We start from the raw sequence: 13403 nt of genomic DNA on the forward strand, positions 1-13403 counted from the left end.
AATAGGGAGTAGGGAGCAGGGAGTAGGAGGAGAAATAAATTATATCGGTAATCTTAAACTGACGAAGGAGCAATTGAGCAAGTAGACCGTTAGGTTATATCCAATTTATGTTTTGGTTAACGCTTTGTACCGGATATATTGTAGGATTGTTTGATAATACAATATTTTTATGACTACAGTTACAACACAAGAAATTGCCAAGTTTCGCTCTACATTTGCTAATTATCCTCAAGCAATGCAAGCGCTCGATTTGATTGAAGATTGTGACGGAGACTTGGAAGATGCAACAATGACGCTGGCTATTAAAGCGGGACAACAGCCAGAAATTGAGAATTCTGAATGGTTAGATAGTTTGGCTCGAAAATGGCGATCGCTAATTTGTCAGTCAGAATTACGTGCGGATTTATTAGAAGGTTCTGTAGACAAGTTGATGGAACAAATCCAAAAAAATCCGACATTTCCGACTATATTGGCAACTCCGGTTTTACTATATGTTTTCAAGCAAGGTATACCGGATTTTTGCGAACCTTTAGATTCTGTTATTGAATGAATGGGAATGGGAATGGATAATTGGGAATGGCAAGAAGTAATAATAATCTTAATAAAGAAATAATATTTTTTACTGGTGGATGTTTGATAACCTTTCCGTAAAGACATACTTTTAAGTTGATAGATAAAGAGACTTGCTGTTAACAGCAGTCAATATAAAACTATTAATAAATAACTATGTCCAATCAACAAACCGAAAAAGAAGCTTTAAATCCTAAGTTTGAAGGCTTTTTTATAGAAATGGTGATGCCTGACTTAGAGGACAGATGTCAAGAAGTTGTTGTTAAAATACTTGGGGAAGGTTGGAAGGTAACGCAAATCGGCGATAATCTGACCGAATTTGAAATAATTCTTCACGATGATGCGTTATCGAGCAAACAAGCTTGGGACAAGACTTATGAACTGCGATCGCAACCTGGTGTAGTTGATGTGGAACCATTATTCACGGTTCCGGTGCAGGAGAAACAAGTTGAACTGCAAGCGGAGTTAGTACCAACCAAGCGTGATATTTCTCTTCTGGATCTGATTTTTTCGTTTTTAGACCGTTTGTTAGATTTATTTGTTGCTAGCAGGAAGCAAGGTGAACTTCAAACCAACGATGTAAATTGGACTTTGAAGGAACTTAAAGTTTTTCAAGCATGGGAGCGATATTTCCCCGACCCGAATAAACCACCGGGACATGGAATAATTATTGCTCATCCCGATACTGGTTATACGACACATCCAGAAATTGTGGATAATTTGCTGTTAGAAGAAGGTTATGATTTTGTTGGCTCCGACGAAGATGAAACAGATCCCCTGGAAAAATCGGATACGGAACTTGTAAATAATCCCGGTCACGGTACATCAACTGCGAGCGTAATGGTTAGTCCTCCAGGAGCGCAAGCCAATTATGATAATGGTAAATACGTTACTGGTGTCGCTCCCGGTGCAAAGTTGGTTCCGCTACGGATATCTTACTCGGTGGTACTTTTGAGCAATCGCAATTTAGCTCAAGCAATTGAATATGCAGCCGATAAAGGTTTTCATATAGTTTCCATTTCCTTGGGAGCGGGTTTTTATAATAAACGGTTGCGGAGTGCAATAGTTTACGCACAAAAGCGGGGTGTAATTATTATTGCCGCATCAGGAACCTGGGTTCCTTATGTGATATTTCCGGCTGCATATGATGAAGTAATTGCAGTTTGCGGGAGTACCATTGAAGGTAAAATTTGGTGGGGTGCATCACGGGGGAAAAAGGTTGATGTGAGCGCACCAGGAAAAGGTGTTTGGTATGCCAGAAGCGTCAAAGAAAATGGCAATTTGAAATATAGAATAGACCAAGGTGAAGGTACTTCCTTTTCTGCACCATTAGTTGCAGGTGTTGCAGCATTATGGTTATCGTATCACGGAAGAGATCGGCTTATTCAACGCTATGGTGCAGAAAAAATTCCGTTTATTTTCAATCAACTGCTGCGAGATACTTGTGATGTTCCTCCTAATTGGAAGCCGAATCGGTATGGAGCGGGTATTGTGAATGCTGCAAAGTTATTAGATGCACCGCTACCGGATAATGTAAATCGGTCGGTGATTCCGCCAGCTTTTGCATTGCAACAGCATACACTTGTAGAAAGCGGGGAATTAGATACATTCGCGCATCTATTTGAGCCGCAGGAAGAAGAAATGAGCATTAATTCTTTGAATTCTCAGCTTGCAGAATTATTACAAACCACCGAGACAGAATTACCAAAGAGATTGAAAGAAGTCGGACAGGAGTTATCCTTTTACTTTGCTGCTAATCGGGAATTGTACGAAAAATTTGCTAAATCCTTGAATCAAGATAAAGGCGATCGGCAACAACCTGCAACTAGAGAATTTCAGACTTTAGCAGTTCAACCATCCGATTCTGGGAAGGAAATGCGCGATATGTTGTTGAATCTTGGTGTTTCGGACAACTTGAATCGGAAATTGGAAAATTAGGAAGAGAGGGGGAGAGCGGAGACAAGGATACACCTTCATAATGTAGAGACGTAAAATTTTACGTCTTTTTTATTTGGGTTGTAACGAGAATGGAATGAATAAATAGTTATTAATAGGTAATTTTAAAACGTGTTGCGAGTAAAAAAATTCCTATAAATAGTATAAATCAAATTATTTAAACTATCAAAACTATATATTTAAGTGTAATATTCCCAACCATCAAGCAGTTTATAAAAAGCTAGAATCATTCATATAAGCTTCAACAAACTGAATAATTTAAAATAGCCTCCTCCGCAAATCAATCATTTCTTAGAAGGAGAAAAAATCGTGGTTGCAGTAGTAAGTACTCAAGAGCAATTAAAAGAAGCTCTTATGAATAAAATAGAAGAAATCGTTGTAATTGATGCGGAATTAGCTACAGATATAGGGAAATTCATCGAAAGACTCAGCTTTGAAAATGATAGAGAATACAATAATATAGTTACAATTGCCAGCGTTGGTTTAATTATTGGATTTACATTATTAACGAATTTAATGGCATTTGGATTTTTAATTGTAGGAATAAAAGTCTTAATTGTCCCAGAAATTATATTATTTATCGGCTTTTTAATTGCATTAGCAAAGAAGCTAAATAATTTGCTGAAAAACAATTATGAAATTGTCAAAGAAGATGAAGAAGGATTGTTTTTGAGATATAAATTGAGTTAAGAATACAGCCCTTCATCTGAAGCTAAAGAAAGTAGCAATAATCACAAGGGGTTGTAAAGAGTGACTTTTGACCATTTCAACTCAATTAAAGTATCCTTAATGTAGAAATTTGTGATTATTTCACAAATTTCTACTTGAACTTTAAGATGCAAGTCATGCTCATCGAATTTAGTGTCGGCAATTACAGATCGTTTAAAGAGCGAGTCACTTTTAGTATGGTGGCAGCTAATATTGTCGCAAAAGATAAAGAATTAGATGAAAACAATGTTTTTGCAGTAGACAAAGAGTTGAAGCTGCTTAAAAGTGCTGCGATATATGGAGCAAATGCTAGCGGTAAAAGCAACCTTGCCAAAGCGTTAAGCTTTATGAGATGGTTTATGGTTAATTCATCCAGAGAAACCCAAAGTACAGATCCAATAGATGTAGAACCTTTTCGACTCAGTACGGAGACAGAAGATAAACCATCTTATTTTGAGTTGGTATTTTTGATGGATGGAAAAAGATATAGATATGGTTTTGAAGCAAATCAAGAACAAGTTATTTCAGAGTGGTTATATTATGTCCCCAAAGTTAGGGAAACCAAATTATTCGAGCGTAAAATAAACAGTTTTAAAATATCTAAAAGTTATGAAGCAAGCGGTATTCAAAAAAGAACAAGAGATAATGCATTATTTTTATCTGTTTCTGCTCAATTTAATGTTGGGTTTGCAGAAGAAATTTTAGGATGGGTAATTAGTAAGCTTGGTATGATTTCTGAACTTTGGGAGCCATTACTTTTTACTTATACTATTGATTGTTTGATGAATAATGAAAATAAGAGCGATATTGTTAAACTAATTAAAAAGTTAGATTTGGGAATTGATGATATTCAAGTTGAAAAAGGAAATTTCACAAATGATATAGTAAATGATAATTTGACTGATAGAGTAAAGCATCTTACTCTTGAAATTAGAAGAGGTCAAACTGCTTCAATTAAGACTATACATAAAAAATTTGATAAAAATGGAAATGATCAATCAATAGAAAAATTTGATTTCAGAAGTCATGAATCGGAAGGAACACAAAAACTTTTTACTTTGGCTGGAACTTTAATAAAGACACTTAAGGAAGGTGATATTCTCGTTGTTGATGAGCTTGATGCAAGACTTCATCCCTTGATAACGACTGCAATTGTTAGTTTATTTAATTCAAAAGAAGCCAATCCCAACAATGCTCAACTGATATTCATGACTCACGATACTAACTTACTTAGCAATAAACTTTTTCGTCGCGACCAAATTTGGTTTACTGAAAAAAATAGATACGGAGCAACAGATTTATATTCTTTAGCAGAATACAAAATACGCAACGATGCATCATTTGAAAGCGATTATATCAAAGGTAAGTATGGTGCAATTCCATATATTGGAGATTTGAGTCATTTAGTTGATTCCCATGTCTAAAAATAAAAGAAATACTCGTGGATATTCATCTAGAAAAGTTGAAACTAGAGAAGTTAGACAAAGTTTCTTAATAGTATGCGAAGGAGAAAAAACTGAACCCAATTATTTTAGAAGTTTTCGCGTTCCGAAGAATGTTGTTGAAATAGACGTGCAGGGCTTTGGTGAAAATCCTAGTAGAATAGTCAAAATTGCTAAGGAACTAAGCAAACAAGAAGATTACGACCAAGTTTGGTGCGTTTTTGACCGCGACGATTTTCCCAAAGAAGATTTTAATAATGCTATTAAAAATGCGGCCGATAAAGGAATTCAAGTAGCTTACTCTAATGAAGCTTTTGAATTATGGTACGTTCTACACTTTGAATTCCTTAATACTGGTATTCCTCGAAGTGCTTATTTAAAAAAATTAAAATCACTGCTTGGTAATAAATATAAAAAGAATAGCGAAACAATTTACGACGAATTATTTAATAAGCAACCTACCGCTATTAAAAACGCTGCAACTCTGTTAAAACAATATGATCCTTATAATCCAGTCGAAAATAACCCCTCTACGACGGTACATCTATTAGTGCAAGAACTGAATAGATTCATATAATGATAGCCATTTTCATGAACGAAAATCTCTCCTTACTTCTTCCCTCTGCGAACGAGAGCGTCTAGTAAGGTTTTTTTCTTTAAATTTTTTCTTTCAACAAGAACAGAACAGTCCAGCCCACGTAGATAGTAAGGGCTATCCGAAAATATTGCAGAAAAGAGAATTTACCGACTTCAGAACTATCTGATATTGTTTACTAAGTAATATTTCAGTGTATGTAACTATTTAATGCGTAAATTAAAATTACTTTTATCTTTACCTCTCTTACTTACCATATCTTCCTGTGTTCCAGAACCAACCACAAAAAGTAACAGCCGTTTAAATGCTGTCAAAAGCCGTAATAACTTAATCTGCGGAGTTAGCGGACAATTACCTGGTTTCAGCTTTGTTGATGCTAGCGGTAAGTATAGCGGTCTTGATGTGGATGTGTGTCGTGCGATCGCAGCAGCTTTATTTGACAATCCAGATGCAGTAGAATTCCGCAATCTCAACGCTAAGGAACGATTTACCGCAGTCCAAACCGGGGAAGTAGATATTCTCAGCCGTAACACTACCTTGACGATGAGCCGAGATACTTCTGTAGGTCTGGACTTTGCACCCGTGGTTTTTTACGACGGTCAAGGGATGATGGTACGTAAAAGCAGTAATATTAAATCCTTGGAAGATCTCAAAGGTAAAGCAATCTGTACCCAAACTGGAACCACTAACGAGCAGAATTTAGCCGACCAAATGCGAAAACGTGGAATTACCTACAAATCTGTAGTTTTTGAAGATATTAATACCGCTTACGCGACCTACGAACAAGGACGCTGTGATGCGGTAACATCTGATAAATCGCAGTTAATTTCGCGACGGACTACTTTACCCAAACCAGAAGACCATCTAATTTTAGAACAAGCTCTATCGCAAGAACCCCTAGCACCAGCAGTAGCAGACGGGGATGCAAAATGGGGCGATGCCGTAAGATGGATCGTAAATACAACTATTAAAGCGGAAGAATTAGGTATTAACTCGCAGAACGTAGAACAGTTGAAAACTAGCACTAAAGACCCAGAAGTTCGACGTTTACTAGGAATTGAAGGAGATTTAGGTACAGGGGCTGGTCTACCTAAAGATTTTGGTGCCAGAATCATCAAGCACGTCGGAAACTACGGCGAAATTTACGATCGCAATCTCGGTTCCAAAACAAAACTCAACCTACCCCGCGACAATCGCAATCAACCTTGGACAAAAGGCGGATTATTATATTCTCCACCATTTCGGTAAACAATGAATAGTTAATCACCGATAATTGATTTATGTCTTTTTGGCGAGATAGAAGATTTTGGCGAATTGCGACACAAGTTATTGCAGTGATTTTAGCGATAACTATTGTATCGATTTTATCTGTTAATGTTAGCCGTAATTTGCAGCGATTGGGTATACAATTTGGGTTTGATTTTCTCCAGCAGGAAGCTTCTTTTGATATCGGGGAAACTCCCATAGCTTATAAACCTACCGACGATTACAGTCGGGCTTTATGGGTGGGTTTACTAAATACATTGCGAGTGGCTGTAGCGGGAATTATCCTGACTACTATCATGGGAATCGGTGCGGGGATAGCAAGACTTTCCGATAACTGGTTGGTGCGAAACATAGCTTTAGTTTATGTAGAAATATTTCGCAATACACCGTTACTTTTACAATTACTATTTTGGTATTCTGCGGTTTTTCTGAATTTACCTAATGTTAATAATAAAATCTCGCTGGGAGGATTAATTTACTTAAGTCAAAGTGGTTTAGAAGTTTTAGGAATAAAATTTTCTTCAGAACTAGCTGCTTTATTAATTGGTTTAGTCTTTTATACAGGCTCCTTCATCGCCGAAATAGTGCGCGGTGGAATTCAATCGGTATCGAGAGGACAATGGGAAGCAGCGCGATCGCTAGGTTTAAAACCTGGGTTAATCATGCGATTGGTGATATTCCCTCAAGCCCTACGGGTAATTATTCCACCTTTAACAAGTCAGTACTTAAACTTAACTAAAAACTCCAGTTTAGCGATCGCGATTGGTTATCCCGATATTTATTTTGTTGCTTCCACCACCTTTAACCAAACCGGGAAAGCGGTAGAAGTAATGTTGTTAATCATGCTTACCTATCTCATCTTTAGTTTAACTATTTCCTTAGTGATGAACTTGTTTAATAGAAGCGTGCAAATTAGAGAAAGATAGGTCAAAGGTTAAAGGTGTAATAACTCCTCATTCCTAGCTCCTAAATCCTAATCCAAAATCTTATAATTCTTAACTTTCAACTCCTAACTCCTAACTAAATTATGCTTTGGCTTCGTAAAAATTTATTCAGCACCTGGTACAACAGTTTATTAACGATAATTTGCGTAGTAATTATATTCTTCTGCGGATGGAATCTTCTGAAGTGGGTAATTACTCAAGCACAATGGCAGGTTGTTGAAGCTAACTTACGTTTATTTGTGGTTGGTAGATATCCGCAATCTTTAGATCGACGAGTTTGGATTTCAAGTTTAATTGCTTCTACACTCACTTTTATAACTATCGGTGTATTCTCAGCAAAAGAAAATTTACCAAAAATAACGGTAATAATTACAGCTTTCTTATTTGGTATTTTATTAATAATCTTCCCAACTGATTTAAACTCCCGTTTGTGGTTAATCGGTATCGGAATTTCAGCAATTATTAGTTATTATCTGGGTAAAAAATTCGCCAAACTCATAACACCATATTTAGCTTTCGGATGGTTGCTATCTTTCCCGATAATTTTATGGTTAATTGGTGGTGGATTGGGATTGCGATCGGTATCAAGCTCTGATTGGAATGGTTTGCTTTTAACTTTGTTAATGGCAGCAATAAGTATTTTACTATCCTTTCCCATCGGAATTTTACTTGCTTTAGGACGCACCAGCGATTTACCCGTAGTCAAGTGGTTTTCCATCCTTTATATTGAAATTATCCGGGGATTACCGTTAATTGGAATTTTGTTTTTAGCTCAAGTAATGCTGCCATTATTTTTACCAATTCGTTTAGATAGAGTATTGCGTGGTGTCGCTGGATTAATAATATTTAGCGCTGCTTATATGGCAGAAAATGTTAGAGGAGGATTGCAATCAGTACCGAGGGGACAAGTTGAAGCTGCCAAAGTATTGGGATTAAATCCAGCTTTAGTATTATTGTTAATTGTACTACCGCAAGCCTTACGTGCAGTTATCCCCGCAATTGTCGGTCAATTTATCGGACTTTTCAAAGATACTTCTTTATTATCTTTATTTGGATTACTCGAACTCACCGGAATTGCGCGTTCGATATTAGCACAACCACAATTTTTAGGTCGTTATGCAGAAGTTTATTTATTTATCGGCTTAATTTACTGGATATTTTGTTATTCAATGTCCCTTGCATCTCGGAAATTAGAAGTTAAGAGTTAGGAGTTAGGAATGTGAAGTTGATAATTAATAATTTTCTCCCATCTCCCTATCCCCTTGTCCTCCTCTTGCCATTACCAATTACCAATTACCACTATGTCAGAAAAACCAATAATAATCGCCGAAGATGTTCATAAATGGTATGGTAAATTCCACGTTCTTCAGGGTGTGAGTTTAAGTGTAAATCGTGGGGAAGTTGTTGTATTGATGGGACCTAGTGGTTCGGGTAAATCAACTTTTATTCGTACTTTTAATGCTTTGGAAGAATACCAAAAAGGAAAAATCGAAATTGATGGTGTTACACTCAGCCACGATTTAAAAAACATCGAAACAGTTCGTCGTGAAGTGGGAATGGTGTTTCAACAATTCAATTTATTTCCTCACCTAAGCGTAATTAAAAATATTACTTTAGCACCTACTTGGGTACGTAAATTACCAAAACCCAAAGCCGAAGAATTAGCAATGCAGCTATTAGAACGAGTCGGAATCTTAGAACAAGCGCAGAAATACCCCGGACAGCTATCGGGAGGACAACAACAACGAGTTGCGATCGCCAGAGCTTTAGCAATGCAGCCTAAAATAATGTTATTTGATGAACCCACTTCGGCTTTAGACCCAGAAATGGTGAGGGAAGTCCTCGATGTGATGCGAAACCTCGCTAGTGAAGGAATGACAATGGTAGTCGTAACCCATGAAGTCGGATTCGCTCGCGAAGTTGCCGATCGCGTAGTTTTGATGGATGGGGGAACTCTCGTAGAAGCAGCTACACCCGATAACTTCTTTTCCCATCCACAAGAAGAACGAACTCGTAAATTTTTATCCCAAATTCTTTAGAAAAACAGCTACAAACACTGGCTTATTACATCTTATGATTAGAACATGGGTACCATCTACCAATTAATTCATGAGCGAGGAAGAATTAGAAAGAGCCGATAATAAAACAATATGTTGCTAATCAGAAAGAAGTTTGACGGACAATGAATTGTCCTTTAAGGGGCTAACCCCATAAATATAATTTAGGGGCTTGCACCCTATGATTTCCGGTCATATAAATAATTAAATGGCTCAGGTGCGACTCGAACGCACGACCAAGGGCTTATGAGTCCCCTACTCTAACCAACTGAGCTACTGAGCCAAATTTTCTTCACTTGCCAATATATCATATAAATAAAATCTTGACTAGCATCAGAACAGATTAATTTTTTCCTAAGTAGATAATTAAGAAGTTAACCCCTATTCCCTACTCCCTACAGAAAGCAAAAGAGGGAGACATACTCCCTCAACCTTCCAAGACAATTATCTAGATGCTACACAAACAGAAATTATTAGCGGGGTGGAAGGAAAGCGATGGGGTTAACTGCTTCTGTACCACCTTTACGGATTTCAAAGTGCAGGTGAGGACCAGTACTAAAGCCGGTGCTACCCATTAAGGAAATTTGTTGTCCTTGATGAACTTCCTGACCTTTGGTTACTACTAGTTTGCTGTTATGAGCGTAACGAGTCACCGTACCATCCGGATGACGGATATCAACTAAATTACCATAACCACCACGGTTCCAACCAGCAGATATAACTACACCATCAGCCGCAGCATGAATGGGAGTACCTACAGGAGCCGCAACATCAATACCTCTATGCATTCTTCCCCAACGAGGACCGTAGCCAGAAGTGAAAACACCTTTAGCAGGCCATATATAACCTTTTGAAGGTGGAATTGATTCGTCAATCATTTTAGGTAAGTATCTATCAACTGCTGCCAACGGGGGTAGCTGTGGAGATACTGTTGTTCGGACGACGGAGGAAGATTGAGAGCGATCGTTGAAGCTTGCAGGAGGTGTCGCTACTCTAATACCCCGGTCGCGAGAAAAGTTGGGGTTAATGTCTTGGTTCGGTGTTGGAACCTGAATCGGTACTGATGCTGTATTTGGTCTAGCAACGCGAATTGGTACCGAAGATTTGCCTATTGTAGATCTTGTAATCGGAATGGGTATAGAAGCTGATTCAGGTCTGTTGACGGGAACAGATACTGAGTTTGTATTTCGATCGATCTGTGGTACGACTATTCCAGATTGTTGGGTGCGATATTTCTGCCGCAATCTTTCGATTTCTTCTTTTAAGCTGCGAAGACGGTCATTTCTGGAAACTTTACTCGCTAAAGCGTTACGTCTGTCAGCGAGTTGCATTTCTGTAAATACTGTTGGTACGGGGGTGTCACCACCTACACCAAAAGAATTTAGATTTTTCTCGGAACTATCAATCGTTACAGCTTCTTCTGTTGGAGAAGTTTGATTGAGTTGGTTAATTGCTACCCTACCGCTATTATTTTGAGCAGGAACAATCAGCTTTTGAGCGACTTTTAGTTGATTGGGGTTAGACAAATGATTTGTCTTAGTCAATTGAGAAACTGAAGTCCCGTAATTGCTAGCAATTTTAGCTAGGGTATCTCCAGGCTTAACAAGGTGCGCTGCAGCAATGGTATTTGGTGCTGCTAAAGTTGGTACAACTGGTGTTGGTACCGTTACTGCCTGTTGTGACTGCACTACAGTAGTTTGCGGCTTTAATTCGGATACAAGTTTGTTTTGGCTAGCAGTTAGATCGGTGCTTGTAGTTGATATTTCTTCAACTTGAGTTGCCGACTGCGTTGTTAGTGCAACTTGCTTTACATCTTCAACAGGAGTCGAACGCAGCTTGTTCAAACTTGCTTTTAAGCGGTTCGATTTCTGCTTTAAGCGGTCAAGTGCGAACTTTTGCTGGGCTTCAAGCTCAGCAGTCGCAGATGTCGCTACAGCTTCACTTGCACCCAAGCTTTTTGTCGAATTTGTGAAATTACTAGAAACACGGCTCGCTGTGGTGCTGGCTTTGGGGAAAACCTGTGCTTCGACCACTTGCGGTGTGGAATAAATTGTATTATTGTTAGCCGCAGTTACACTTTCAACAGGTGTTTGTGTTGCAAACCGAGCAGATTTTAGTCTAGAAGCAACTTCCCATTTAGCTCCAAGCCCTTTTACTGGTGAGATTGCTGTTGGTTCCACTACGGCAGGGATTCTAGCCCCAATATCGTTAGAGATAGCATTAAACGACTGCTTGTGTGTGGGAGCAAACTTTATTTCATCAGTTGCAGCAGGAATTATTGTAGAGGCAGTATTTTGATTGCCTACAGGTTCTGCTGCATGGGCTTGGTCGCTTTGTCGAGTCACGAAAAGACTGGTTGCTCCCATCGAGATTGCCAATCCTACCATTGCGGCTTTTGGCATCCGACGTTTTATCTGTGGAGTAACTAAGTTACTGCGATCCATCGAAGCATCACTATTATTAATGGCACTTTCTAACACAGCTTTCATTTTCTTCTTCAATGCTCGTTTCAAAGACGACCTCCTACGATCACTAGCGCTTAACCGATCTCGATTTTTTAATCTAACAGTAGTCAATGATTTAGATCACTCAGAATAATAGATCGAGATCACATTTACCAGAGATACTTAGGCAAGATTAACCCGGTTCTCTGTTTTAAACAAGTTAACACTGTACTAGTAAAATTAAAATTTTTGTGCTTACTTGTCTGTTACACTGCCCACACCCAAATTTGGTTTTTCTTGATACAGATATATTGAACATTCAGGTCTGTCTCAAGAAAACATCAAACTTTATATTTGGAATCTTGCCCCAGAACAATGTGAGATTTTCTGGAATAGGCATATCTCTTGTTGAAGATATCAAGCAGGGATCGCACTATATTCCATCTTCCCAACCGAGACTTTACGTTGATTTTTCCATAAAGTACAACCGTATTTACTCGCAAGTACGTTTACGCTGCAAAAAAGTATCTTGCATGGCAACAGAAGCTCAATCGCTTGTTCTGACAAACTTTACCCCAACTGACTAGAGTTATCGGGATAATTCCAGTTAACAAAAATCTATGATTTAATTCGGGTAATACCTGAAATCATAGATACAAATTTCTTATGTTTAAATAGGATTATACGTAAGTATTTCTACTAGCTATTCCAGACTTTAGCAAAAATCAAGTTGTATTTATTACATTTGCTTGCCCGGTTTATTGAGTATTTTTTTTGAGAAAAAAGCAATAAAATCAATATTTTGTTTCATTCCCAAGCATAAATACTTAAGTAGAATGCCGCAATCCATATTTAGCTGAATAAAGAGCGCAAAATCACTCTAAGTAACCTAACTTACGACGGGCTTCAAATAGGCTCACAGCAACGCTTACAGATAAATTTAAACTGCGGACGTTCGTTTCTTTCATCGGAATATAAAGAGTTGCATCGCAGGCTGACAAGATATCGCTGGGTAAACCAGTAGTTTCACTACCAAATAGCAGCCAGTCACTGGGTTCGTAATCAAAAGTAACGTAACTTAAACTACCCCTAACGCTAAATCCTAGGAGTCTTCCTCCCCGTTGCTGATGCAAGAGTTGGAATGCTTCTATAGATTCGTGATAATGCAGCTTTACATAGGGCCAGTAATCCAAGCCTGCTCGCTTTAAATAACGGTCGGTAATTTCAAATCCTAAAGGACCGACTAAGTGCAATTCCGTATCTGTAGCGGCACAGGTACGAGCAATATTACCAGTATTCGGAGGAATTTTCGGATGAACTAAAACTATTTGTGGCATTGGCGATTAAGCAAAAATATAAAAAAACAATGCGTTCGTCTTTTTCAAATCCATCTCAAGATAGAAGACACATATAGTTTTTAT

General features: G+C 38.1%; 11 protein-coding genes and 1 tRNA gene. 9 read left to right on the plus strand and 3 right to left on the minus strand.

Translation table 11 applies throughout. The features are described from left to right. The first annotated feature begins 169 nt into the window (after nucleotides 1-169). The 9 genes from VB797_RS26935 (at nucleotide 170) to VB797_RS26975 (ending at nucleotide 9520) form a co-directional block, all read left to right on the plus strand. Nucleotides 170-550 carry a hypothetical protein gene (locus VB797_RS26935; protein ID WP_323240840.1) on the plus strand — a complete coding sequence of 127 codons (381 nt, stop codon included), beginning with the start codon at nucleotides 170-172 and terminating at the stop codon, nucleotides 548-550. Nucleotides 551-726: 176 nt separating this feature from the next. Continuing rightward, a complete protein-coding gene (locus VB797_RS26940) occupies nucleotides 727-2508 on the plus strand; it encodes a S8/S53 family peptidase (protein ID WP_323240841.1) in 1782 nt (593 codons plus the stop codon). Nucleotides 2509-2835: 327 nt separating this feature from the next. Beyond that, nucleotides 2836-3216, plus strand: a complete 381-nt coding sequence (locus VB797_RS26945; protein ID WP_323240842.1) for a hypothetical protein — start codon at nucleotides 2836-2838, stop codon at nucleotides 3214-3216. 146 nt (nucleotides 3217-3362) lie between these two features. Beyond that, complete coding sequence (locus VB797_RS26950) at nucleotides 3363-4658, plus strand: ATP-binding protein (RefSeq protein WP_323240843.1); 1296 nt, start codon at nucleotides 3363-3365, stop codon at nucleotides 4656-4658. After that, on the plus strand, nucleotides 4651-5253 hold the full coding sequence (locus VB797_RS26955) for an RloB family protein (RefSeq protein ID WP_323240844.1): 603 nt from the start codon (nucleotides 4651-4653) through the stop codon (nucleotides 5251-5253). The genes VB797_RS26950 and VB797_RS26955 overlap by 8 nt, the downstream gene beginning before the upstream one ends. Nucleotides 5254-5481: 228 nt before the next feature. Continuing rightward, nucleotides 5482-6519, plus strand: a complete 1038-nt coding sequence (locus tag VB797_RS26960; RefSeq protein ID WP_323240845.1) for an amino acid ABC transporter substrate-binding protein — start codon at nucleotides 5482-5484, stop codon at nucleotides 6517-6519. A gap of 32 nt (nucleotides 6520-6551) precedes the next feature. After that, a complete protein-coding gene (locus tag VB797_RS26965; RefSeq protein ID WP_323240846.1) occupies nucleotides 6552-7463 on the plus strand; it encodes an ABC transporter permease subunit in 912 nt (303 codons plus the stop codon). A 101-nt stretch (nucleotides 7464-7564) separates the two neighbouring features. After that, on the plus strand, nucleotides 7565-8689 hold the full coding sequence (locus tag VB797_RS26970; RefSeq protein ID WP_323240847.1) for an amino acid ABC transporter permease: 1125 nt from the start codon (nucleotides 7565-7567) through the stop codon (nucleotides 8687-8689). A 93-nt stretch (nucleotides 8690-8782) separates the two neighbouring features. Continuing rightward, nucleotides 8783-9520, plus strand: a complete 738-nt coding sequence (locus VB797_RS26975; protein WP_323240848.1) for an amino acid ABC transporter ATP-binding protein — start codon at nucleotides 8783-8785, stop codon at nucleotides 9518-9520. A 227-nt stretch (nucleotides 9521-9747) separates the two neighbouring features. Here the strand turns inward: VB797_RS26975 and VB797_RS26980 are convergent. From VB797_RS26980 to VB797_RS26990, 3 genes are all read right to left on the minus strand, one after another. Then, nucleotides 9748-9821: transfer RNA gene (locus tag VB797_RS26980), tRNA-Met, on the minus strand. Nucleotides 9822-10011: 190 nt separating this feature from the next. Further along, nucleotides 10012-12027, minus strand: coding sequence for a peptidoglycan DD-metalloendopeptidase family protein (locus tag VB797_RS26985; protein ID WP_323240849.1), 2016 nt, complete (start codon nucleotides 12025-12027; stop codon nucleotides 10012-10014). A gap of 830 nt (nucleotides 12028-12857) precedes the next feature. Further along, the gene (locus tag VB797_RS26990) at nucleotides 12858-13319 is read right to left on the minus strand and encodes a tRNA (cytidine(34)-2'-O)-methyltransferase (protein WP_323240850.1); all 462 of its coding nucleotides are present in this window, start codon (nucleotides 13317-13319) and stop codon (nucleotides 12858-12860) included. Between the last annotated feature and the right edge of the window lie 84 nt (nucleotides 13320-13403).

This window comes from Rivularia sp. UHCC 0363, from assembly GCF_034931125.1.
Lineage (GTDB): Bacteria > Cyanobacteriota > Cyanobacteriia > Cyanobacteriales > Nostocaceae > Rivularia.